The 24,806-nt window shown below is 36.7% G+C and carries 17 protein-coding genes; 13 read left to right on the top strand and 4 right to left on the bottom strand.

Annotated elements, in window-relative coordinates:
- Window positions 1–83: 83 nt before the first annotated feature.
- Complete coding sequence (locus tag QM491_RS21045; protein WP_283329500.1) at window positions 84–3,347, top strand: TonB-dependent receptor; 3,264 nt, start codon at window positions 84–86, stop codon at window positions 3,345–3,347.
- Window positions 3,348–3,512: 165 nt separating this feature from the next.
- Here the strand turns inward: QM491_RS21045 and QM491_RS21040 are convergent, their stop codons facing one another.
- Window positions 3,513–3,836, bottom strand: coding sequence for an NAD(P)-binding domain-containing protein (locus QM491_RS21040; RefSeq protein WP_283329499.1), 324 nt, complete (start codon window positions 3,834–3,836; stop codon window positions 3,513–3,515).
- A 597-nt stretch (window positions 3,837–4,433) separates the two neighbouring features.
- On the opposite strand from QM491_RS21040, the gene QM491_RS21035 reads away from it, so the two are divergent.
- From QM491_RS21035 to QM491_RS20980, 12 genes are all read left to right on the top strand, one after another.
- Window positions 4,434–5,459 carry an LLM class flavin-dependent oxidoreductase gene (locus QM491_RS21035; protein WP_283329498.1) on the top strand — a complete coding sequence of 342 codons (1,026 nt, stop codon included), beginning with the start codon at window positions 4,434–4,436 and terminating at the stop codon, window positions 5,457–5,459.
- A 135-nt stretch (window positions 5,460–5,594) separates the two neighbouring features.
- Window positions 5,595–5,942 (top strand): winged helix-turn-helix transcriptional regulator, encoded by a 348-nt coding sequence (locus QM491_RS21030; RefSeq protein ID WP_283329497.1) that lies wholly within the window; start codon window positions 5,595–5,597, stop codon window positions 5,940–5,942.
- A 479-nt stretch (window positions 5,943–6,421) separates the two neighbouring features.
- A complete protein-coding gene (locus tag QM491_RS21025) occupies window positions 6,422–6,757 on the top strand; it encodes a DUF7668 domain-containing protein (protein ID WP_283329496.1) in 336 nt (111 codons plus the stop codon).
- Window positions 6,758–6,914: 157 nt separating this feature from the next.
- Complete coding sequence (locus QM491_RS21020; RefSeq protein WP_283329495.1) at window positions 6,915–7,589, top strand: response regulator transcription factor; 675 nt, start codon at window positions 6,915–6,917, stop codon at window positions 7,587–7,589.
- Window positions 7,586–8,872, top strand: coding sequence for a sensor histidine kinase (locus QM491_RS21015; RefSeq protein WP_283329494.1), 1,287 nt, complete (start codon window positions 7,586–7,588; stop codon window positions 8,870–8,872). The genes QM491_RS21020 and QM491_RS21015 overlap by 4 nt, the downstream gene beginning before the upstream one ends.
- 245 nt (window positions 8,873–9,117) lie before the next feature.
- Complete coding sequence (locus tag QM491_RS21010) at window positions 9,118–11,544, top strand: outer membrane beta-barrel family protein (RefSeq protein ID WP_283329493.1); 2,427 nt, start codon at window positions 9,118–9,120, stop codon at window positions 11,542–11,544.
- A 254-nt stretch (window positions 11,545–11,798) separates the two neighbouring features.
- Entirely contained in the window at window positions 11,799–13,184 is a 1,386-nt protein-coding gene (locus tag QM491_RS21005; RefSeq protein WP_283329492.1) for a PAS domain S-box protein, read from the top strand.
- A gap of 75 nt (window positions 13,185–13,259) precedes the next feature.
- A complete protein-coding gene (locus QM491_RS21000; protein ID WP_283329491.1) occupies window positions 13,260–14,000 on the top strand; it encodes a leucine-rich repeat domain-containing protein in 741 nt (246 codons plus the stop codon).
- A gap of 122 nt (window positions 14,001–14,122) precedes the next feature.
- Window positions 14,123–14,494: a BlaI/MecI/CopY family transcriptional regulator gene (locus QM491_RS20995; RefSeq protein WP_166549244.1), complete on the top strand. Its 372-nt coding sequence runs from the start codon at window positions 14,123–14,125 to the stop codon at window positions 14,492–14,494.
- Entirely contained in the window at window positions 14,491–15,852 is a 1,362-nt protein-coding gene (locus tag QM491_RS20990) for a M56 family metallopeptidase (protein ID WP_283329490.1), read from the top strand. The genes QM491_RS20995 and QM491_RS20990 overlap by 4 nt, the downstream gene beginning before the upstream one ends.
- Before the next feature lie 74 nt (window positions 15,853–15,926).
- Window positions 15,927–16,070 carry a lipid II flippase family protein gene (locus QM491_RS20985; protein ID WP_283329489.1) on the top strand — a complete coding sequence of 48 codons (144 nt, stop codon included), beginning with the start codon at window positions 15,927–15,929 and terminating at the stop codon, window positions 16,068–16,070.
- Window positions 16,071–16,180: 110 nt separating this feature from the next.
- Window positions 16,181–16,612 (top strand): nuclear transport factor 2 family protein, encoded by a 432-nt coding sequence (locus QM491_RS20980; RefSeq protein ID WP_283329488.1) that lies wholly within the window; start codon window positions 16,181–16,183, stop codon window positions 16,610–16,612.
- 102 nt (window positions 16,613–16,714) lie between these two features.
- Here the strand turns inward: QM491_RS20980 and QM491_RS20975 are convergent, their stop codons facing one another.
- The 3 genes from QM491_RS20975 to QM491_RS20965 form a co-directional block, all read right to left on the bottom strand.
- On the bottom strand, window positions 16,715–18,400 hold the full coding sequence (locus QM491_RS20975) for a RagB/SusD family nutrient uptake outer membrane protein (protein ID WP_283329487.1): 1,686 nt from the start codon (window positions 18,398–18,400) through the stop codon (window positions 16,715–16,717).
- A 14-nt stretch (window positions 18,401–18,414) separates the two neighbouring features.
- Window positions 18,415–21,318 (bottom strand): SusC/RagA family TonB-linked outer membrane protein, encoded by a 2,904-nt coding sequence (locus QM491_RS20970; protein WP_283329543.1) that lies wholly within the window; start codon window positions 21,316–21,318, stop codon window positions 18,415–18,417.
- A 962-nt stretch (window positions 21,319–22,280) separates the two neighbouring features.
- Entirely contained in the window at window positions 22,281–24,257 is a 1,977-nt protein-coding gene (locus QM491_RS20965) for an alpha-1,4-glucan--maltose-1-phosphate maltosyltransferase (RefSeq protein ID WP_283329486.1), read from the bottom strand.
- Window positions 24,258–24,806 lie beyond the last annotated feature (549 nt).

Below are 24,806 nucleotides of genomic sequence, written 5' to 3'. Positions count from 1 at the left end.
TTTCCTACATTATTCTAATCACATTTTCTTGCATTCATATTGAATGCAACATGGTATTTCTTTATTCACTCTTTCGTAAAATCATGAAAACGAACGTTTACGCTAAACAACTTTCACAGTTGTTGACAGTTATTGCTGTATTTTTCTTAAGCATGACTGCAATCCAAGCTCAAGTAACAACATCTTCTATTTCTGGAAAAGTAAAAGACAAAACTGGTCAGGAAGTACCAGGAGCGTCAGTTATCGCTACCTATTTGCCAACAGGTGCCAAATACGGTGTAGCTTCTAGTGGTGATGGTCACTTTACTATTGCTAACATGAACCCAGGTGGTCCTTACAAAATCGTTGTGACGTTTGTAGGATACCGTTCACAAGTAGTAGAGGGTATCACACTCAATTTAGGTTCAAACTCTAACGTTGATTTTGTACTTCAAGAAGAAAGTACGTCACTGGCTGAGGTTGTAGTAAAAGGCGAAAAAGGTGGTGCTAAATTAGGTGCAGGCACTAATTTGGGCGAAGCTCAAATCAAATCATTACCAACGTTGAGCCGCAGTCTTACCGACATGACTCGTATGACGCCACAAAGTGCCAACAACTCTTTTGCTGGAACAAACTTCCGTTACAACAACGTAACAATTGATGGTACTATCAACAACGATGCGATTGGTTTTAGCCCATCTTTGGGTGGACAAGGTGGTACTTCGGGTATGCCTGGAAGTAGTACTCGTACCAATCCTATTTCTTTGGATGCGATTCAGGATATTCAAGTATATATTGCTCCTTACGATGTAAAAATCGGTAACTTCACAGGTGGTTCTATCAACGCTGTAACGCGTAGTGGTACAAACGACGTAACAGGTTCGGTATATGGTTTTGGTCGTAATGCAACAATCACTGGTCCAAACAACGCTGGTGATGGCGCTAAAATCCCAAGTAGCTATTATGACTACCAAACAGGTTTTAGAGTAGGTTTGCCTTTGATTAAAAATAAATTGTTCTTCTTTACAAACGAAGAAATCACTCGTCGTCAAGAACCCCTTTTCTATGGTGCAGGATATAAAGATGCCAATGGAAATACGCTATCGTTGATCGATGCTGCAACGGCTCAAAAAATCTCTGATTTTGTAAAAACAAACTACGGTTTTGATGTAGGTACGGCAGGAGATTATAACATTTCTTCAAGAAGTAATAAATTCTTCAACCGTTTGGATTGGAATATTTCTGACAAACACCAATTGTCACTTCGTAACAACTATATTACTTCTGAAGCTACCAACTTGGAAAGAGATGCTGCCAACTTCAGATTTGCGAGTATGGACTTCAAACAAGTGAACAATCAAAACTCAACTGTAGCAGAATTAAAAAGCCGTTTTGGGAATGCTTCAAACAGTTTGATTTTGGGTTATTCAGATATTCATGATTACAGACAGCCATTGAGTGGTAACGTATCGATGCCACAAGTGGAGATTGCAGCAAACGGAGGAACAATATTTTTCGGTAACGACCGTGAGGCTACAGTATTTAACATGCGTCAAAAAACATTTGAAATTACGGATAACTTTACTTGGTTTAGAGGAAAACACACTTTCTTAGTAGGTACGCACAACGAGTTGTATTCAATCAATTATGGTTTTGTGAACTCTTGGAATGGTCGTGTATCTTACAGAAGTTTGGATGAGTTTTTTGCGGGAAAAGTAAACCGTGTTAGAGGTTCATATAGCTTTACAAACAACGACCGTGATTATAACTTCGATAACCCTTATGCGAAATTCAACGTAGGAATGTACAGTGTATATGGTCAAGATGATATTCAAGTAAATGACCGTTTGAGATTATCTCCAGGTTTACGTTTTGACTTAGCAACTACTGATTCTCCATCTATTAGTTCGGCAACTCAAAATACCCAAATTGATAAAAATGCAGGAACTACATATTCGTCAACGCCTTTGTCTCAAATCAACAACAAGATTTTTGGACAGGTATTAGTTTCTCCACGTATTGGGTTTAACTATGATGTAAATGGCGACAAGTCTGTTATCGTACGTGGTGGTAGTGGTATTTTCACAGGTAAAATTCCATTTGCTTGGTTAGGATATGCCTTCTATAACGACGGTGTTGGTTATGGTTCATTTGACGTAAACAACTTGGCTACAAAATCAGGCGTAAAAGGTGATGTATTGAAAGATGGTGCTAAAACTTATGCTTTCAATAACGGTCAAGGTAACCAAACACAAGTAGACGTTGTAAGTAATAACTTCAAAATGCCACAAGTATGGAGAAGTAGTTTGGCTGTAGATTATAACGTAAAAGGTTATAAAATTACCTTGGAAGGGATTTATACCAAAACAATCAACGACTTGAAATTCCAACAAGTCAACTTGAAAGACTCGGTTACTTATTTCTCTTATGATACTCAGCACCAAATGCCAGTATATTTGTCGGGTGGTTCGACAGGGCAAAAAGTGAATTCTTCATTCTCGAATGCTTATATGTTGTCGAATACTTCACAAGGATACCGTTATAGCTTAACAGCGCAAATTGCTAAAACGTACTCATTTGGCTTGAACGCTTCAGTAGCTTATACTTACGGACAATCGTGGGATTTGACAAACGGTATTCGTAACTCAATGGAATCTAACTGGCAGTTGAACCAGTCATTGACACCAAATGATCCAGCATTGGCTCACTCAAACTTTGATATTCGTCACCGTATTATTGCTTCTTTGGGTTATAGAAAACAGTGGAACAAAAATCACGCAACGCAGTTCTCGGCAGTAATCAATGCTCAATCAGGTAATCCATTCACATGGGGCTTTGTGAACTCAACGATTGCTAACACTCCACAGGCTGCTGGTTTGGCGTATGTGTTCAAAGATGCAACAGAAGCAACAAAATACATGGTTGATTACAAAGATGCTAGTGGTAACACCATTACAGCAGCTCAACAAGCACAACAGTTTATGGATTTTGTAAACGGCGATTCTTACTTGAGTACTCGCAAAGGCAACTTCACAGAGCGTAACACTGGTAGAACTCCTTGGAATACAACAGCCGATGTACGTTTGATGCACGACATTAATATTACTACAGCAGGAAAGAAATCACACACATTACAGATTTCACTTGATATTATCAACTTTACTAACTTGTTGAATAGCGAGTGGGGAAGAATCTACTTCGTATCAAATACATTCAACTCTACAGCTAGTATTGGTTTAGTTCGTAAAAACTCAGGTACTGCTACAGACCCAACTTATAACTTTATCAAACCAACTACAGCACCGTTCTCAGTTGACCAATTATCGTCACGTTACCAAGCTCAGTTAGGTTTACGTTACAGTTTCTAAGAATAAAGAAAAGACGTTATTAGTTAATAGTGTATCGGTTATTGGATTATTATTCCAACAAGCGTACCCCAAACAATTAAATCAAATCCCCATAGTCTTCTTGGCTTTGGGGATTTTGTTTTTATAAAATCTACTCACTTTTCAGTATTGAACCACTGTTATAGATTAAACTGATTTGGGATTTTTGGGAAATAATCTTCTGTTGAATTCAACTATTTCTTCATTGGAAGGATATGATGGAAGAGCTGAGAGTTCAACAATAGCGGTATCTCTAATTGCTGCTGCATTTGTCGGTAGCGAAAGGATGATGACATCGACATCTTTGACCACTTCTTTAGACGTTGCTGGGATTGCCCCCAATTCTTCAGCACGGGCTTTCAATCTTTCAGCATCGTTCGAATTATTAATTTTAACAGTGTGACTAGCTGCCACCATTTTTGGGGCAATTGTACCGCCAATCGCGCCAGTATCTATGATTCCAAATCTCATATAAAAATTTGTTAATATATTCCTTTCAAACTATCGTTTGCATCGTGATATATGACCAAAATTGGGACTGAGTTTATCATATTCTTACAAATGATAAATGCAAATTGAAAAGGTAAACCCAAATGTTTTCGAAGTGAAGAACCAATCTATTCACTCCTTATCAAACCTCTTTTGGCAATATTCGAACTACCGTTACAACAAAACCCGTTAGCGATTACAATCCCGAATCTGGCATAATACTTCGGCTGTATGCCTTGACTGGTAGGGAGTTGTGTTACAACTTGCATTTGTTTGATATCCTTTATCTCAATAGTTAATTGTACCGCAAAGGTATCTGTAAAATACTTTCATTTGTATAGTACTTTCCTTGAGGAAAGTACTATCTTTTGGGAAGTGTATTTTAATTATCTTTGTCCAATGCTTTAATGCCCTGAAGTTTCATGACGCTTAAATGATAGTGAAAAGTGTATTGCATTTGATGTATGCTTAGCACTAAACGTTTCATTTGGATAGATGGGACAGAAAAATTCGTTTAAAGAAAATTAAATAATACTTTCTTGGCATCTCAATGCAGAGTAGTTGATAGCAATTGGTAAGATGAAAAAAAATATAAAATTTTCCGTTTTAGAGTTAGCAACTGTATCCCAAGGGTACAGTTTCAAAGAAACATTAAATAACTCATTGGCTTTGGCAAGAGTAGCTGAAGAAAGTGGATACGAAAGATATTGGTTTGCCGAACATCATAACTCTGAAATCGTAGCAAGTTCTGCAACGGCAGTTTTAATAGGTTATGTGGCTGATAATACCCAGCGTATTAGAGTTGGGTCTGGCGGAGTTATGTTACCTAACCACTCGCCACTAATTATTGCAGAACAATTCGGGACGTTAGGACAATTATATCCTAGCAGGATAGATTTGGGTTTAGGAAGAGCCGCTGGAACTGATAGTTTGACGGCACAAGCTATACGTTCCGATTCTTTTGAGGCAGCACGTGCTTTTCCAGGAGAAGTTCAAAAAATACAGGATTACTTTTCACTTTCGAATGGGTCATCTAAAGTAAGAGTTGCGATTGCCGAAGGTATCGAAGTCCCCATTTATATATTAGGTTCAAGTACTGACAGTGCACATTTGGCAGCCAAAAAAGGTTTACCTTATGCTTTTGCGAGCCATTTTGCCTCCACTCATTTGTATAATGCATTACAAATTTATGAGCAAGAGTTTCAGCCATCGGAATTTCTGAAATCTCCTTATACTATTGCTGGAATCAATGTAATCGTGGCAGATACTAATGAAGAAGCAGAAAGAAAATTCACTTCATTGATTGGAATGTTTTACGGAATGATCACAGGCAATATGCAAAAAGTACAACCTCCAGTAGAAATGACCGAAGAATGGAGGCAGATTTTTAACCATCCTAGTGTATATCAAATGCTTAGATTTTCTTTTGTGGGTGATAAGGAAAGTGTAAAGAAGCAAGTTGTTAAATTCTTAGAAGAAACAAATGTGGACGAACTAATTGCTGTCTCTACCATGTATTCATTTGAAGATCGCATCAAGTCTACTCAATTATTCGCTGAGGTAATGAAGGAAATAAATATGAATTTTACCCGCTTTAAGCTGTAAGCCGTAGGCATTAGGCAAAAGAGCTTAAGTTATTTCATGAGAAATTCATTTCAACTTTTAGCCTACAGCATAAGGCCTAGAGCTTAAAGCGGGTAATTTTTTTTTTAAATTTTGCCCACTAACTTAAGAGAAGGTATGGCACAGAAAAAAAAGCATTGCGATTGTTTGGATACATTAAAGCCTGTTCGAGATACCCTAGATGTAATCAATGGAAAATGGAAGATACCCATTATCATATCCATTAGTGTAGGGAATGACCGATTTACTGATATTCAGGAGAGTATTCCGGGAATAACGCCAAAAGTTTTAGCCAAAGAGCTTAAAGATTTGGAACAGCATAAGCTAATACGACGAATAATCATTGAGGAATATCCCATAAAAATTTCCTACAAAACAGAACCTTATGCAGATACTTTAACCCCCTTAATCTATGCCTTGAAAGATTGGGGATTAAACCATAGAAAAGTAGTAACAAGAGACTAAGCATAAGAAAAGGTGTTATTATGCCTTTGTTGGAGTTATCTCCAATAAACACTTTAGGTGTCGGAAGATGTTATGTTTCAGTTGTTTATATATATTATTGCTACCGATAGGCTAGTTGTAGAAAACTCCAACTAGGGAGAAACATAAGTCATCCCGAATTTAGCGAGTGAGTGATTATGTGAAAATTTGTATTCCATCAGTAGAGACGCAATGATTGTGTCTTAAGCTGAGTAAAATCTAGTATGGTAACATCAAAAAAGCGTTCGGGAAATATTTCCCGAACGCTTTTTTGATGAAAAATTGAAACAGCTAGTGGAACATATGGATCTGAAAGATGAATTGCGTATCGCTCTTTGAGAGCGGATGGCCTCAGTCGTAATGATGCCAAAGCAGCAATTAATATAGCTGATGATTATTTCACTAATTTAGGAGTCAAAAGTACTACCCCAACACGTATCCCATATGCATGATAGAATAAAATGGAAAAGAAAAAAATTGAAAATACAGTTAAGAAATTATTAGACCTTATGCTTGAACAGCAGTTTGAGATAATTTATAATAGTGATATTCAAAAAAAAATATCTCAGGAGATTTTAGAGGAAGAAATATCAGCATATCCAGGTATTTTAACAAAGCCACCAGCATACCAACTTAATAATTTAGATTTATATGACACTAATTTTGATAATCAAGTTTGGATTGATATACCCTTATGGTTTGACAATGAGGAGAGTGATCTAACATTGAGTTGTATAATTTATGATGTAAATGAGGCAGAATATAAATATTCTATTGAAGATATTCATGTTCTTTAGCCCCGAGCTGTTTCAAGTTTAACAACTTGAAACAGCTCGAGAGACTGCTTTTTATTGGGCGTTCCGAGTTCTTAAACCTGAAAAGCTAGAGCGTAAATTATCATCTCAGTCAATCAAAAATTCAGAATTTATTCAGAATCTAATCCTAATTTTGAATATGAAAATTCTCATCATAGAAGACGAAAAAGAATTGGCTTACGCTATGGGCGCCTATCTTGCAGACGAAAATTATCTGTGTGAATTGGCGTTTACGTTGGAAGATGCCCGTCAAAAACTGGCCTGTCATACCTATGATTGTGTATTGCTCGACTTGATGTTACCCGATGGTAGTGGACTTGATTTGCTGGCAACGATGAATCACCAACAGCGTTTGGAGGGTGTGATAATACTTTCGGCCAAAAACTCGGTAGAGGACAAAGTGAAAGGATTGCAGTTAGGAGCGGATGATTATCTCCCAAAACCTTTCCACCAATCCGAGTTGCTGGCGAGAATTTACTCCGTCATCCGACGAAAGAATTTTAATAATTTGAATACCGTTCAATTTGAGGAAATAGAAATTAATCTTTTGTCCAAAAACGTAAAAGTCAATGACCAAGAAATCAATCTGACTCGCAAAGAATTTGATTTGTTGGTATTTTTTATCAGTAACAAAAATAAAGTTATCTCCAAAAGTGCCCTTGCTGAATATCTTTCGGGCGATATTGCAGATATGTTTGATAATCATGACTTTGTGTATGCTCATATCAAAAATTTAAAGAAAAAACTGCTTGAAGTTGGCGGGAATAATTACTTGAAAACACTCTATGGTGTAGGCTACAAATGGGAAAAATGACCAAACTCCTCGATAAGCCCCTAAAGGCATTTACGATTTATGCTTTTGTGATTTTGAGCTTGAGCATACCTGCCTATTATTGGGTGGTAGAAACAGTTTGGCAAAAAGAATTAGACGAACATAATCTGATTATTAAAGAACGTATTGTTTCGCAATTGCAAAATTTGTTGCTCACCCAAGCACAATTTGATAGTGTGACTCACATTTGGAATGTATTGCAGTCTGGAACTAGGATTTTCCCTGAAAATCAACCCTTCAAAAAATCCGATAGTACCTATTTGGTCATGCGAAAGAATAAGCATAAAAAACATACCGAGATAGATCGGTTCAGAGGTCTAGCCAGCCATATTCATTTTAAGGGAAAGCGGTACAGCTTATGGATTGAAACCAATGTAGAGGAGGCCGACGAAATCGTATATATTATCTCGGTGGTGTCGTTGTTCTTTTTTGTACTATTAGCCTTGGGTTTTATTTTTTTGAATAGAACCATTGCCCAAAAAGCTTGGCGTCCCTTTGAAAAAACATTAGAGCAACTCAAAAGCTTTGACCTGTCTGCAACTGAGACAATCGACTTTGAAAAAACCGAAATACAGGAATTTGAAGACCTTCATAATACCCTTCAAAAGATGCTTTATGCGGCGATTAGTGCTTACAAACAGCAAAAAACGTTTATCGAAAATGCCTCGCATGAGTTGCAAACACCTTTAGCAATATTAAGATCAAAAGTAGATTTATTTTATCAACTGCCAGAACTCAATGAAGCACAATTGCAGGTACTCGAAGGTATCGAAAAGCCACTTGCCAGAGTTTCTCGTATCAATAAAAATCTTTTGCTTTTGGCAAAAATTGAAAATCACCAATTCGAAAATGTAGAAATACTCGACGTTGGCGGTATGATAAATGATATTTTGGAGCTTTTACAAGATTACGCCGAAAGCAAAAACTTAAGAATTCAGGTAAGACTGGAAGCTCGTCCAGATATTAGAGGAAATAAGTTTTTGATAGAAACACTTTTGTATAATTTATTGACCAATGCTATCAGATATACTTCAGAAGAGGGTGAAATAGTAATATTTTTAGATAGCCAACAATTATACGTTCAAAATACAGGGATAATATCTTTGAATCCTGCACATATTTTTCGACGTTTTTCGGTATCCTCCTCCGAGCAAGTAAGTAGTGGCTTGGGGCTGGCTATTGCCAAAGAAATTTGTCATAGATACAACTGGAAAATGGGGTATGCCTTTGATATGAATAAGCATCAATTTAAGGTCTTGTTTTAGTATTAATACAAAACAAAATTGCATTAATAAGCTCTAGGCTATCGGCCTTAGGCAGAAAAATTTCTATGAATTCATAAGAAATATTTTTACCGAGAGCCCATAGCTAAAAGCCGAATGTCAAATAGTTGAATTTTATTTTGAATTAATACGCTCTAGGATATCAATATTAGGCATTTGGCTAATATTTGAAGCGAATAAGGGTATTCTGCTTAAAGCTTATTGCCAAAAGCCCCAAACAATTTTATATGAAAACATTAACGTCTCTCATTCAAAAACTAACATTATTAAGCTTGATGTTGTGGCTTGGAAATGTCGCTCAGGCGCAGGTTACGTCTGTAAGTATTTCGGGTCAAGTCAAACATAAGAGTAATACAACTGTGTTGCCTTATGCCAATATTATCTTGAAAACTGCCAAGGATAGCGCCTTTGTTACAGGAACAGTCTCGAATGAGGAGGGACGTTTTACTTTGACTAATGTAAAGCCCAATGATTATATTTTGACGGTTTCACTGGTTGGATTTAATGTAGCTAAACAAAAGGTTTTCGTAGGAAAACTTTCCGCATTCTTGGATTTACCCGTTATTGAACTTGTCGAAAACGTACAAACCTTAGGAGAAATAACCGTTCAAGGAAAAGCCGATGAAGTGAGCGCCAAAATGGACAAAAAGGTATTTTCTATTGCCAATAATATTTCGCAAAGTGGGGGCTCGATTTTGCAGGCTATGCAAAGCGTACCAGGTGTGACAATCGAAAGCGGAAAGGTATCACTAAGAGGCAATGACAAGGTAACTATTTTAATAGATGGTAAACAAACGGCGCTGACAGGATTTAACGCCCAATATGGTTTAGATAATATTCCTGCCTCTAATATCGATAAAATTGAGGTAATTAATAACCCTAGCTCCAAGTACGACGCCAACGGTAGTGCAGGGATTATTAATATCATTATGAAGAAAAATATCAAGCAAGGTTTTAATGGGAAATTGGGTTTAGCCACGGGTTTGGGTGCTCTTTGGCAGCGCCAAGACAACTATCCTGATGTGCGTCCGCAGTACACGATGACGTCCAAAATCAATCCATCGTTGGCATTAAATTATCGTACCAATAAAATCAATGCTTTCGTTCAGGTAGATAATCTTTATACGCACACGCTCAACAAAAACGAATATACTACTCGTACTTATGACGATGGAACAGTCATAAAACAACAATTGAAACGTAATCGAGATACCAACTTTTTTAACTCAAAGGCAGGTTTTGATTGGTTTCTGGATAATCAAAATACCTTGACTGTTTCGGGCTTATTTGGTACTGAGAAAATATTAGATAATGGCGATGAGCCATTTTTTAACGGAGATTTTAGTAAAAGATTACGCCTTTGGACTTTCTTGGAAGATGAATTGAAAACTACCGCTATGGCAACACTTGCCTATCAGCATAAATTTAAAGACCCTGGGCATTTGTTGAATTTTGGCTACAATTATACATTCCACCGTGAGGATGAGAAATACTTTTTTACCAATGCTATGCCAACTTTTACGGGTAAAGATTCATTCAAATTACTTTCTGATGAAACGGTATCAGATTTTAACCTAGATTATATCAAACCGCTCAAATTTGGTAGAGTAGAAACAGGTGTAAAATACCGTAAACGTGATATTCCGACCAATATGCAGTTTTTCCCTGGGGTTAATTCTCCTTTGGATTCTTCTGCGGGTGGACCAGCAACCTATAAAGAATCTATTCCAGCGGTTTATGGGAATTTGGTTTTTGAAACTCGAAAACTCGAAGCCGAAATTGGCTTGCGTATGGAATACGTGTCGGTAAATTATCAGGTGAGTCCAACACACAATACTTATAAAAGTGATGGATATTCGTACACACAGCCCTTTCCGAATGTACGTTTGGGGTACAAAATCAGTGATAATCATCAGTTAACTTTTTTGTATACTCGTCGAGTAGACCGCCCAAATGAGGTAGATATTCGTGTTTTTCCGAAATATGACGATGCGGAAATTATCAAAGTGGGTAACCCTGCCCTTAAGCCTCAGTTTACCAATAGTCTAGAATTGGGTTATAAAACCAGTATCCCACAAGGTTATTTTTATACATCATTGTACCACAAAATTGTAGACGGAACTATCACTCGTATTTCGAGCACAGTGCCTAATAGTACCTTGATTTATGCCATTTTTCAGAACGTAAATAAAAGCTATAATACGGGAATTGAAATGGTATTTAGTAAGGAAATAGCTCCTTGGTATTCGTTAAATGTCAATGCCAATGTTTACCGAAATCAAATAAATGCTTTTGCTATTATGAACCTTTATCCGACCCCACATATATCGAGTTCGGATGAACAAATGCTGGTTTCATGGAATACTAAATGGAACAATATCATTCATTTACCCAACAAAACAGACTTACAAGTTTTATTCACTTATTTGGCGCCAGATCTAATCCCACAAGGGCGAATCCAACAGCGTTTTTCTTGTGATGTAGGTTTGAAAAAGTCTTTAAGCAATGGCAAACATGAATTGGTGGTTAATGCAACAGATCTGTTTAACACGATGAAAATTAAGAAAACGGTCAATGGCGATGGTTTCAAATACACGAGTGCAGATTATTACGAAACACAGGTCATTCGAGTAGGATATAATTATAAATTTTAAGGAGTTTCTAATTAAGGATTTTCAAGAGTAAAAGTTGCCATTCAATAGCTCCGCAAATTATCTGGAGGATATTGAATGGCATTGTGTTTGTTAATTGGGTGGTCTCAAAAAAGACAGAGTGTACATATTTGAAAGCTTTATTTTCAAAAAGAGAGCAGAAAATTAGAAATCTGTGTAAATTTGTTGGCTAACAAAAATCACCAATATAAAACCGCTGCTATTGCTTTTATTGCTTTAGGGTATATACCTATCTAATGCTAAACTCATCTGAAACTCCATTAAGTAATACCTTGAAGGCGATACTCGATAGTTCACCCGAGAGTTTTGTGCTACTTTCTGCCAACCATTCTGTTATTCTTTATAATCGTACTTTACAACTAACGATTTACCGATTTTTTAATAAATCTCTTCAAATAGGCGATGATTATCAGGATTATTTGTTTGAATCCACAAGACAGTTATATGCAAATAGTTTTCAGAAAGCGTTAAATGGAGAAATCACAATTGTACAAGATGAGGCCGTTGTAGGAGATAAAACGATTTGGCTTGAATACAAAATGAATCCTGTGTATGATACTAATCACGAGTTGGTTGGTATAGCCTTATATGTTAAAAATATTGATGCTCAAAAGAAAGCTGAGCTTGCACTTGAGTACACAAATACAACCTATGAAGCTATTTTTGCTAATAATACCGAAGGACTTATTTTGATAAGTAAAGACTTTAAAGTTCTACAATTTAATAATGCTATTGCACGAAGGATTTTTGAAAATTTAGGAAAAAAAATCTATGTTGGTGCCGACTTTCGAACATTTATTTATGCCAAGTATCCACAAGAATTGTTGGATGTATTTGCCTTAGCAGTGAGTGGTGAAACCATTGAAAGAGAAATCCTGACTTCGACAGTTTATGGAGAGGATATTTGGTTTATGGTAAAAATGTACCCTGTTTTTGATAAGCATCAACAACTACTTGGTGTGGTGGTGCAGTCGTTTAGCATTGATGAAAAAAAGAATGCTGAAATCTCTATGCAGGAAAGCGAAATGAAGTTTCGTCGTATTATCGAAACAGCACCTATTGCCATTTTGATAGTCGATAATCAAATGAAAATTACATTATGTAATCCTGAAACTGAAAAAATATTTGGATACACCTGCGACGAATTGTTTAATCAACATATTGATTTATTGATACCTCAACGTTTCAAAAATAGCCACCATTTGCATACAGCTGAATACCTAGAGATGCCAAGAATGTATCAAATGGGAGCTGGTAGATTTATTCCTTCAATAACCAAAGAGGGAAAAGAAATTATTGTGGAAGTAAGTTTAAATGCTTTTGTGATTAATGGAAAACAATTGGTGTTGGCAATGATTCAGGATGTAACAGGGCGTATTCATAATGAGATTCAGCTAAAAGAACAAGTGCAAATTCTAGAAAAAATCGCATGGCAACATTCCCATGAAATACGTAGACCAGTGGCAAATATCAAAGGCTTGATTGACCTGATTAATATGGATTATGAGGCTATTCGTTCGATTCCTACATGGACATTTCTTGAGCAAGAAGTTGAAACACTCGATAAAGTAATTCATAAAATTGTAGCAGATACCTACCGAGATTATAAAGGAAAAAAATAATAGAAGACGTAAAAAATTACTAGTTCAAGACCAAGTCTTGGACTAGAGCGATTCAGTTCTAAAACTATCATACCTATGAAAAATCTACTATACTTATTACTTTTCTTTGTTTTACTAGGATGTAAAAAAACAGAAGGTATTGCTGAAGCAGTCACGATTAATGACCCTATTTTTGAAAAAATGCTTGTCACTAAAGGAATTGATTCCGACCAGCAAGTAAATGGGGAAATATCAAAAATAGATGCCATGAAAGTGGATACCTTACTGATTCAAGGAGATGTTTCAAACATTACTAACACCATTTCAAACCTTGCAGGAATAGAGGAGTTTGAAAACCTAACATATCTTGATTGTTCCTACAATTCCTTATCCATTTTAGATTTGAGTAAAAACCACAAACTGACTTATATAAAATGCTCAGGTATTCAAGAGTTGATTGCTGGTGTAACCGACTATAAACAAATCCAAACCATACAATTAAGCCCCCTCGCCAATCTTCAACACCTTAATTGTGCCTATACCAATATTTCAAATTTAGATTTCTTGAATAACTCCACACAGCTTAAAGTCTTGAATTGTACTGGAAGTAGTTTAAGCTCGTTCAATGTATCTCAACTGACAAATCTAGTGGAGCTTTATGCCTCATGGATTATGTATAATAGACTAGAAACGATTGATTTGCGACAAAATACCAAGCTTCAAGAATGCAAATTGCAGATTTATGGACTTAAATCTATTTGTGTTGCTTCTATAGATAAAATTCCTGCGAATGGATGGGAGAAAATGCCCAGCACAGACTATGTGAATTGTCAATAATGCCTCGAACTAGACAGTTGTAGCCTCAATACATCCCATCATTTTTTCCAAAAAAATCAATCTAGTATTGCGTATTAAATTTTTTATTCTACATTTGTAGAGTAAATTCTAAATATGTAGAAATGAAGCTTTCAGAGACTGAAGAAAAACTGATGGAATACCTTTGGCAGAAGGAAAAAGCCTTTATGAAAGATTTACTAGAGGCATATCCCGACCCCAAACCAGCCACGACTACCGTAGCAACTTTATTGAAACGGATGATTGATAAAGGATTTGTGGCTTATCGCGAATACGGGAATTCGAGGGAGTATTACCCACTTGTATCCAAAGACGATTATTTTACGAAGCATGTAAAAGGACTCATTAAGAATTTCTTTAACAACTCGGTTGGGCAGTTTGCATCCTTTTTTACTCAACAAAGTGAAATGAGTACAGAAGAATTAGAAGAATTGAAAAAAATCATTGATGATCAACTTCAACAGAAACAGCAATGATACTCTACTTACTCAAATTTTCAGCCTGTCTGGGTTTGATATACCTATTTTATAAACTATGTCTCGAAGGCGAAAACTTTCATGTGTTCAAGCGCTATTTTTTACTCATAGGGCTAGTCTTGAGTACGTTAATTCCGTTGATTTCATTCGAGATTCCATGGTATCAAGAACATGTTATGGAAATAGTTCTACCTATAAAAAATGCAAATACGATTGATGGGAACATACCTACGATTGAGCAATTCCAATCAAGTGATGAGCCCACAGTCGAAATGCCTATTTGGTTCTACATCTATGGTCTAATACTAGGAGTGTTGTTGATCAGATTTTTGCGAGGACTGTATCTGATTACTCGCAAAGCTGTGACTAACGAGAAGCTAGTACACCAGAATGCCCATTTGGTATTGATTGAGGAGAAAATCGCCCCGTTTAGTTTTTGGAACTACATCTTTTTAAACAAGTCAATTTATCAAACCAAAGGAATTGAATCAGATATTCTTTTGCATGAATTGACTCATGTAAAGCAAAAACATACTTGGGATATTCTTTTTGTGGAGGTATTTCTGATAGTTTTTTGGTGGAATCCTATCTTGTATTTGTACAAAAAAGCCATTCAATTAAATCATGAGTTTTTGGCTGACAGAGAAGTTCTCGCTCATACACAAGTACCGACCTATCAGCAACTATTACTTCAAAATGCGACAGGCAATGCTCTTTATTTAACAAGCAGTTCAACCTTTTCTATTACTAAAAAACGTTTTCTTATGATGACACATCACACCTCCGTAACCGCACGTATCTTGCGTGGCTTGGCTTGTTTGCCTTTAATTTTGGTATTGATTGCTGGATTTTCAGACTGGTCTTTAGGGCAAAAAACTGAGAAAAAGATTCAAAAACCAATGCCTGTAGCTATTGATTCCAACAAAGTGAAATATTTGGTTACAACCTTTTATCCAAGTAAACCAAATAGCCGACATGAAATAATGAAAACCTATGCTGAATTAACTCAGGAAGAACGAGAAACCTTGAAAAAACCAAGCTATTTACCCTTCGAACGACCAACTGCTGAAATGCTAAAAATCTGGACGCATCCACGTTGTGGTATTTGGATTGATGGAAAACATGTGCCATATCAAACGCTAGCAAAATACAAACCTGAAGACTTTTCAAATTACTTTGTCAGTCGACTTTTTAAAAATGCACAAGTAGGTCAACGGAAATACCAAATTGACTTAATGACTAATAACTATTACGAAAATGTTTACAAAAAAGAAGTCTTGGCAAATCCTCATTTCTTTAGTAAAACTGGTGATGGGGAGGATAAAAAACTTCTAGGAATAGAATTGATTAAAGAATAAAAACTTGAAAAGGGATTCGAAAAGGAGTAATTTTCCTTTCGAATCCCTTTTCAAGTTTCTAACCAGTTCTTCAGATGAAAATAGTAATTATTATTTTAGTTTTAAACCTTGTAATAAACCTGATTGCCACCTTTTCTTTTGCTGCACGTATTGCTGGCATTCGTACAGGCAAGATAGCTTTGGCATTTTCGCTCTTCAATATCCTCAATGTTTTCTAGAACGACTGTGATTTGGAATAGTATTGATAATCAGGTATTTTAGTTACAAACTTCTTAGATGATAGCTTCATCTCATCATTTACATACCCTCCACATAAACCTTTATTGCTATGAAAAATCTATTTGTAATCCTATCGGTGGTGACCCTTTTGGGCTGTCAATCTCAAAAAGAAGATTCTAATAAACAAAAAGCAGAAGCCTTTGTCAAAAACTATTTTGAACACTTTAACCGCCATGATTTTAAGTCAATGGCAGCGATGTATGTCGACTCAGCAGATTTTAAGGACCCCTCTTTTGGTAATGGTACTGTGAAGCAATCACAGCAGCAAACTATTGCTAAATATGCCGAACTAGCCAGAATGTTTCCAGATATTCGGGACAGTGTTATTAGTGTTTATCCTTCAGATTCGAACCATATCATTGTAGAGTTTATATCGAAAGGCTCCATGCCAAGCAATACTTTTGAGTTACCCATCTGCACGATTTTTACCTTACAAAATGGAAAAATTACAAAGGATTTTACTTATTATAACAACCAATGAGAGGAGTGAGGAGTTTTGAGTGCAGAGTGTTGAAAGGAGAAATAATAAAGCAAAAAAAGGAGTGATGAAACTCATCACTCCTCATTCAAAACTCATCACTTCTTAGTATGATGGATTCTGCACTAAGTAGCCTGGAAGGTTAGATGCACCGTCGATGGCTGTTTGTGGAATTGGGAAAATACGTTTGTTGCGGTCTGTATTTGTTTTTTCAGTCCAAGTATCTTCGTATTTACCAAAACGAATCATATCTGTACGGCGAAGCATTTCCCAGTAAAACTCAAAACCTCTTTCACGATACAATAAGTCTAATGACATACTTGTCAAAGCTGGAGGAGGTGTTGCCGCTTTTCTAGAAGCACGAACCGTATTAACATCTGCCAAAGCCGAAGCTGCATCGTTACTCTTACGCAATTTTGCTTCAGCACGCATCAAATACACATCTGCCAAACGTAAGATTACAATATCAGCATCTCCTAAGTTACGACCTGAAGTAGATTTCTTCGAGAATTCGTATTTCTCAACACGATAACCAGTTGAGTAATCAGAACCTGCTACTGTAAAGTCTACTTTTTCCGTAAAGATCACTGGAGTAGTTGGACGGTTACGTGTGTCATTGTAAAGTTTACCTACCTTCATTTTACCATCTGGACATTTCAAGAATACCCCATTTTTACGAATCAAACCATATTGTTGACCACGCAAAATACCACGGTTGATATTAAAGCTCTCAGCCGTTACACATGAGTCAGCAGGGTTTGAATAAATCGAAAGATTTTGCTTGTAAAAACGTGGATCAACGCTAGGGTCTTGCGAGCCATAAGCATTTACCCAAGTACGATAGAAATCAGAAGTAATGGCTGGTCCATCAGTACCATTAGCCGCAGGGAATGCTGGCAATGGGAATTGGTCACCCGACAACGAGAAGTATGCCAAACGGTTATGACCATTCAACTCGGCACGTTGGTCAACAGCAAAGATAATTTCTTTGTTGCTATGGTTATCGCTATTGAAAATTGAGAAATAATCTGGTGATAATTGGTACTGATTTGAGTTAATGATTTTATCAGTATACTCAATTACTTTGTCCAAATCGTCATTTGAGAAAGTTACAGTCTGTGCTGTCACATTACGATAAACAGCAGCATTTAAGTACAAGCGAGCCAATAAACCCCAAGCAGCAGCTTTGTTCAAACGACCAGGACCTACTGTAGTTGAAAGGTTTGGTTCAACCGCCAACAATTCTGATTTGATATATTCTACTGCTTCTGCACCACGGATTACTTTCGAAGTTTCACCAACACTATTTTTTACAAAAACAACACCAAACAAATCCAACGTCAACATTGAGTAATAAGCACGCATACCACGTGATTCTGCCAAGTACAACTGAGAAGTTGCATCGGTTTTGCCTTGAAACTCATTGATAGCTGAAACCGAACGAGAAATACCTTGGAGAATAAAGTTCCAAGTGTTTTTCAAGTTTGGATCTGTACTGGTTTGTGTATGCTGGTGCAAGGCTAAATAAATACCATTGTCACCCCAGTCTGTACCTCCACGGTAAGGCAAAATAGCCTCATCTGTAGAGATTTCTTGAATAGCAAAATAGTTAGTATGTAAAAATACACTTGGCAATAAAGCATATACTGGTGCTAAAGTACCATTAGCAATATCAGCATAAGAAATACTCGGAGAAAAAGATTCGTCTAGTACTTGTTCTTCGAGGTTAGTACAACTTTGACTAGCAATCAAAGAAGCTAACAATGAAAGGAATATAACCGGTTTTTTCATGTTTCTTTAGAAAATTAGAATGTTACGTTAAGTCCAAATACAACTGTTCTTGCTTTTGGATAACTTAAATAATCGATACCATAAGAAGTAATACCGTTGATTGTACGGTCGGTGTTTACTTCTGGGTCATAACCATTGTATTGGGTAATTACGAATAAGTTTTGACCTGTTACAGATAATCTCAAGCCCGAAACCCACTCGTTGATTCCTAGCTTTTTGGTATCGAATGTATAACCTAGAGCTAGGTTATTCAAACGTAAGAATGCGCCATCTTTCAAGAATCTTGTCGATACTGGAGCTGAGTTGTTTACAGACTCATTCGGGAATGCTAATACCTCTGGAGTAGTGTTGATTCCTTTAGAAAGACGTAGTTTATAGAAGTTAGAGTTAGCAGTGTTATCGTAGATTTTGTTGCCTGATACACCGTTGAAGTTTACAGCCAAATCAAATCCTTTGTAATTTACACGACCAAAGAAGTTATATTGTTTGTTTGGTAAGGCTGTACCTGCTGCAATACGGTCGTTGTCAGTAACGATACCATCACCGTCAACATCTCTGTATTTACTCAAACCTTTGTCATCCAAACCAATAAATTCTTTCAAGAAGAATGTACCAATAGGTTGACCATTTACGTAACCATTGATTGTAGCAGAAGTCAAACCAGAACCTGACGCCGAACCAGAAGGAATTACTGAGTAAGGTGATTTGTTTACTACGTTGCTGATGAAAGTAATGTTTCCACCAAATTCGTAAGTCAAACCTTGTTTCGTAGAATGACGGTAGTTCAATTCTAATTCCAAACCTTTGTTAGTGATAGTCATATCCTTCACATTTGTCCAGAATGTACCTGCTGGTTGTACTGGGTCAGAAGGAATTACTTCTAACAAAATATCGCCAGAAACTTTGTGGAAAGCATCGATTGTACCACTCAAAGCGCCATTCAAAAATGCGAAATCTAAACCTAAGTCAGTTTGTGTAGACTGTTCCCACTGAATATTCGGGTTAGCCAAACGAGTATATGAAGTACCAGCAGGGTAGGTAGAAGACTCATCCAAAGGATAAGATGTTGTCCCAGAAACCACTGAAGTAAAGCGTGCTTGAGTAATTTTTGAAGGAATTTCTTGGTTACCTGTTCTACCCCAACCAGCTCTTAGCTTTAAGTTGCTTACAGCCGAACCCTTCATGAATTCCTCTTCAGAAATTCTCCAACCTGCCGAGAATGATGGGAATACCCCGTATTTATTGTTAGCACCAAATTTTGATGAACCGTCAGCACGAACTGTTGCTGTCAATAAATACTTGTCTTTGTATGAGTAATTTACACGACCAAAGAATGATTGTAATTCGTTGATAGTTGCATAACCATAAGGCTTGTTGTTTGCCAAAGTCAATTCTTGTCCTAAGCCTGGGTTATAAATTGGCTCAAGGTCAGTAATCGGGAATTTATTGATACTATAGCCACGACCTTGGAAGTAGAATCTTTGATAAGAGTGACCCACCAACATCGAGAAAGTATGATCTTTGCCAATGTTTCTGTTATAAGTCAAATAGTTTTCAATCAATCGGTTAGTGTTCCAAGTGTCAATCGATTCTAAACGACCATCTTGTTGTGGTACAGCGTTAGCCAAGGATTGCAAATCACGGTGTGCGCTCGAATAGTCAATCCCGAAGTTAAGTTTGTACGTTAAGTGGTCTGTAATTTTCAATGAAGGAGAGATATTCCCCAAAAGTCTGGTAGTGGTTGTTGCATCTTTCTCCAACTTTAAAGCCAACAATGGGTTTGTACCTGATTGGTACAAATAGATATTGCCATTGGCGTCATAAGCAGGAATCGTTGGGTTTGTAGAAATAGCACTACCCAATACAGATCCGATTGGAGGGCGTTCGTTGTAGGTCTGTGACGCATTTAAGTTTACATCAACAGTCAAACGGTCTTTTAATAGTTTTTGCGTAACATTCAAACGACCAGAGTAACGATTCAATTGACTGTTTTTGATAATACCTTCTTGATTTTGGATACCAAATGAACCATAATAAGTCAATTTGTCAGCACCACCACCAAAAGATAAGTTATGGTTTTGTGTCACAGCAGTACGGCTGATTTGTTTTTGCCAGTCGGTATTGCCTTTAAAATCTTCTAATACACCACCAACAGCTACTACTTGCTTACGATATTCATCCGCTGTAAATACATTCAACGGACGAGCCATAGTAGACAAACCGTAGCTAGCAGAATATGTCAACGAAGAGAATCCTGATTTTCCTTTTTTAGTAGTAATCAAAATAACCCCATTGGCACCTCTTGATCCATAGATAGCCGTAGCTGAAGCATCTTTCAATACGTCAATCGACTCGATGTCTTGAGGGTTCATAAATGTCAAAGGGTTGGTTGCACCACCTGTTGACGAGTTATCAAGCGCCATTCCATCTACTACAAACAATGGCGTACTCCCTGTACGAACACCACCTGGTCCACGAACCGTAATGTTTTGTGTACCACCTGGTTCACCACTCGCTGAAGTTACGTTTACCCCAGATACTTTACCTTGTAATAAAGATTCAGGAGTGTTGATGATACCTTGGTTAAATTCGGCACTTTTCAATGATTTTACCGAACCTGTTACATCTTTTTTCGTTGTACTACCATAACCTACAACAACAACTTGTTCTAAGTCAGATGCAGTAGATTTCAATGATACTTCTATCTGTGTACGGCCATTTACCGCTATTTCTTGTCTTTCGTATCCTACAAAAGTGATGACCAAAGTTGCCTTTTCGTCAACATTCAATGCAAAATTTCCTTTTGCGTCGGTATTTACACCACGCTTGCTACCTTTCACTGCAACCGAACAGCCAATAAGCGGTTCGTTAGTTGTGGCATCAATGACTTTTCCTTTTACGGGAATTTCACTAGTCATCAATTTTTCTAAGCTATAATTAGATAATGCTGCACGGTTGTGAGCATGAAGCGGTGTGGGCGAAAGCCCCACACAAACACCTAATAGCAAACCAGCGGCTAGTTTGCTGGTAAGACTCTGAGAGTAGAGTTTGTTCATGATAAAATTGGGTTGATAAGTATGAGTATCAGGATGTTGTATACTTTTTAGAATTATAGAAAATCACGAGTATCCTGTCTCTAGCATTCACCAATGCTTAATTTGGAGGCGCAAGTTATCCCATCAAAACCGAGAGGCTGTAAATAAATCATTAAGTCAACTTGATTTATTCTTAACATTGGGCAAAGTTTATCCACTCTCATATAATAAAATATGGAGATTTTAAGAAAAAGTGAAATATTAGAGGGCTATCTATTGCCGTTTTTTGCTAAAAATACGGAATAGTTTAGGTATGAAAAATGGGGTTGGATTGAGAGTAATTGTTCGGTTCATAATCAAATGGTCATATTGGTTTGGAGATAACTTTACAGCTGAAATTTATCTGAATTAAGCCTAGGAATAGAAATTTAATTATTTTTTTTATTAATAAATCATTTTTTGACAAGTATTTTTATGAAATCGATTGTAAACCGAATTGTTTCAAAAAATGGCTCTATGTAATTGTATCTGTATTTTTGCTTATGATTTTAACCAAAAATAAGCCCAACTTCTTAAGGTATGAAGTTGGGCTTAATAATTTCTTAATATACTTAGGTAGTAATAAGCAATTTCCGAGAGGGATTTGGTACAAAACACCTAAGTATTCTTGCAAGATAAGATTGTATGATTACACTTGAGGCTTTAAGCCGTAGGCATTAGGCAAAAAAGCTTTCGTTATTTCACGAGAAATACCTTTCAATATTTAGCTTACAGCATAAAGCCTAGAGCCCAGTGCAGGTAAAATCATTTTAATTTTACTCATTAACCTAAATAAAAAACAGCAACTATATATCTTCAATTCTGAACAAGTGCATTGGCATAATATGTGGGTCAAGGTCCACAAAATTATATTCGCCTTTCCAGTGATATTTGGCTCCTGTCAACAAATCATGAACGACATATTCTTGGTCTTGATGCTTATGGATTTGCGAAAGCGGTACTCTCACTACACCTCCTTGGCGATTGTAAGGGTCTAAGTTTACAACGCATAAAATACGGTTGCCATTTGCATGTGTTTTTAGATATGCTAATACTTGGTCATTTTCAATTTGACAGAAAGTAATGTTATTGGTTCGTTGCAAAGCCGAGTTTTCGATACGAGCTTGGTTAGTCAAACGAATAATTTGTGTCAACTTATTTTCAAAAGACCAATCCCAATGTTTGATTTCGTATTTCTCCGAATTACGATATTCTTCTTTTCCAGGATTAGCTTCATTGTTCATGCTTTCAAATACAGGTCCAAAAATACCGTAATTAGCCGAAAGCGTTGCCGCCATAAAATATCGAGTGATAAACATAGGTTCTAATCCACCTTGCAAACACCATGGCAAAATGTCATGGGTGTTTGGCCAAAAATTAGGACGCATGTAGTATTTCTGTTCGGTATGCGTCAACTCCATCATATACTCTGTCAATTCGGCTTTGTTATTACGCCATGTATAATAGGTGTATGATTGTGCATAACCCAATTTGGCAAGTTGCGCCATTACTTTAGGCTTAGTAAATGCCTCCGCCAAGAAAATCATGTCAGGATATACAGCTTGTACCTCTGCAATAACCCATTCCCAGAAATTAAATGATTTGGTATGTGGATTGTCTACACGAATAAGACGAATTCCCCATTCTGCCCAAGTCATAATTACATGCTTTAATTCATCCCAAAGTGCTTCCCAGTTTTCTGACTCAAAATTGATTGGGTAAATATCTTGATATTTTTTGGGAGGGTTTTCGGCATATTGAATAGTTCCATCGGGACGAACCTTAAACCATTCAGGATGTTCTTTGGTATAGGGGTGGTCTGGAGAGCATTGAATAGCCAAGTCTGTAGCTAATTCAATACCATTTTCTTTACAAGTCTGAATCAGGTGTTTCAAATCATCTAAAGTTCCTAATTCTGGGAGAATCGCTGTATGACCGCCCAACTCAGAACCAATACCATAAGGAACTCCAGGCTCGCCAGGTTCGCATGTGGTTGAGTTATTTTTCCCTTTCCTAAACTGATGTCCAATTGGATGAATAGGAGGGATATACAAAACATCAAACCCAAGCGATTTGATACGAGGAATTACATTTTCTTCAACATCTTTGAAAGTACCATGCACCCCTTTTTTTGATGCAGCTGAGCGAGGAAACATCGAGTACCAAGAAGAAAAAGCGGCCTTTTCACGGTCAACCCAAAGTTTGAGTGTCTTGTAAGTACTAACATATTTTTTGTTGGGGTACATCTGAATCCAATCGTGCATAGTTGACCCTGTGGCAAACTCAATAGCATTTTGGTATTCTTCAGGATTACGGAATAGGCTTGCCGCATGTGCAATCAGCGGCTTGTCCGATGCTGAAGCTACTGTTGCCATATAATCCAATAAATTAGCACCTACCAGCAGCTCGATATTGACATGTTGCCCATCTTTGATTTTCATGCTGATTTCGTGCTCCCAGCTAGCAGCATGGTCAACCCAAGCCTCAATAGTATACTCGTACAAGCCATTGTCTTCAACCCCAAACGACGCCCCATAACGGTCGTTGTTAATAAAATACATCGGTGTTTCCATCCAGTCTTTGGCATTACTGCGTTTGTGAAGCAATCTTGCTGCAAGAATATCATGACCATCCAAAAAAACATCAGCTTCTACATGAATGCTATCACCTTGTACAGCTTTAATAGCAAAACGCCCTCCATCGATTTCAGGAGTTACACGTTCGATAATTACTCGACTTTGCCCGTTTTGCGGTTTTTTTGAAGATTGTTTTGTCTTAGCCATAGGGATTTGTTCTAAAATGGGAAAATGATTTTGGTATCTAAGTATTAGTGCTGAATTATGAGTTGTGAATGTAATTTTTTAATTTTCAATTATACAAGAGAGATAAGCCTGTTTATTAGGATTTTTCAGAAACCAATCTTTTCATCAGTTTCGTAGGAGCTGAAAGTTCAAAAGTGTTTCAAATAAAATCATGAATACATTTTTGCCTAATGCCTACAGCTTATTAATGCAATTATATTTTGCATTAATGCTTAAAAAGATGGAATGTAATTGATCGAATAAAAATCTAAGCTCATTACTCAAATTTACTTTAGATACACAGAATGTTTTTGTTTATAAAAATGTTTTATTAATAGTAGCGTTTTAGGAAGGTTTTGTTTGAATATTGCCTAAACTGCCTCTACACAAATATATTTCTAATTGTCGAAATCTAAAATCGAAATGTAAAACAAGTTTTTTTTATAAAATTTTGAGTTTTTCAAAAGTTTGGCACGATATAAGCTTGTAATAAATTAAGGACTTACAGTTTTTATAAAAGAATTTGAAAAC

The organism is Flectobacillus longus (genome assembly GCF_030056705.1).
GTDB lineage: Bacteria > Bacteroidota > Bacteroidia > Cytophagales > Spirosomataceae > Flectobacillus > Flectobacillus longus.
Note: the sequence above shows the minus strand (reverse complement) of the source record. Positions and strands in the feature narration are given on the sequence as shown.

What these genes read in the sequence shown, in the direction of transcription:
- QM491_RS20975 (WP_283329487.1), bottom strand. Translation starts at nt 18,400, where the DNA reads ATGAAAAAACCGGTTATATTCCTTTCATTGTTAGCTTCTTTGATTGCT.
- QM491_RS21035 (WP_283329498.1), top strand. Translation starts at nt 4,434, where the DNA reads ATGAAAAAAAATATAAAATTTTCCGTTTTAGAGTTAGCAACTGTATCC.
- QM491_RS21000 (WP_283329491.1), top strand. Translation starts at nt 13,260, where the DNA reads ATGAAAAATCTACTATACTTATTACTTTTCTTTGTTTTACTAGGATGT.
- QM491_RS21045 (WP_283329500.1), top strand. Translation starts at nt 84, where the DNA reads ATGAAAACGAACGTTTACGCTAAACAACTTTCACAGTTGTTGACAGTT.
- QM491_RS21040 (WP_283329499.1), bottom strand. Translation starts at nt 3,836, where the DNA reads ATGAGATTTGGAATCATAGATACTGGCGCGATTGGCGGTACAATTGCC.
- QM491_RS20995 (WP_166549244.1), top strand. Translation starts at nt 14,123, where the DNA reads ATGAAGCTTTCAGAGACTGAAGAAAAACTGATGGAATACCTTTGGCAG.
- QM491_RS20980 (WP_283329488.1), top strand. Translation starts at nt 16,181, where the DNA reads ATGAAAAATCTATTTGTAATCCTATCGGTGGTGACCCTTTTGGGCTGT.
- QM491_RS20970 (WP_283329543.1), bottom strand. Translation starts at nt 21,318, where the DNA reads ATGACTAGTGAAATTCCCGTAAAAGGAAAAGTCATTGATGCCACAACT.
- QM491_RS21005 (WP_283329492.1), top strand. Translation starts at nt 11,799, where the DNA reads ATGCTAAACTCATCTGAAACTCCATTAAGTAATACCTTGAAGGCGATA.
- QM491_RS21015 (WP_283329494.1), top strand. Translation starts at nt 7,586, where the DNA reads ATGACCAAACTCCTCGATAAGCCCCTAAAGGCATTTACGATTTATGCT.
- QM491_RS20965 (WP_283329486.1), bottom strand. Translation starts at nt 24,257, where the DNA reads ATGGCTAAGACAAAACAATCTTCAAAAAAACCGCAAAACGGGCAAAGT.
- QM491_RS20985 (WP_283329489.1), top strand. Translation starts at nt 15,927, where the DNA reads ATGAAAATAGTAATTATTATTTTAGTTTTAAACCTTGTAATAAACCTG.
- QM491_RS21010 (WP_283329493.1), top strand. Translation starts at nt 9,118, where the DNA reads ATGAAAACATTAACGTCTCTCATTCAAAAACTAACATTATTAAGCTTG.
- QM491_RS21030 (WP_283329497.1), top strand. Translation starts at nt 5,595, where the DNA reads ATGGCACAGAAAAAAAAGCATTGCGATTGTTTGGATACATTAAAGCCT.
- QM491_RS20990 (WP_283329490.1), top strand. Translation starts at nt 14,491, where the DNA reads ATGATACTCTACTTACTCAAATTTTCAGCCTGTCTGGGTTTGATATAC.
- QM491_RS21025 (WP_283329496.1), top strand. Translation starts at nt 6,422, where the DNA reads ATGGAAAAGAAAAAAATTGAAAATACAGTTAAGAAATTATTAGACCTT.
- QM491_RS21020 (WP_283329495.1), top strand. Translation starts at nt 6,915, where the DNA reads ATGAAAATTCTCATCATAGAAGACGAAAAAGAATTGGCTTACGCTATG.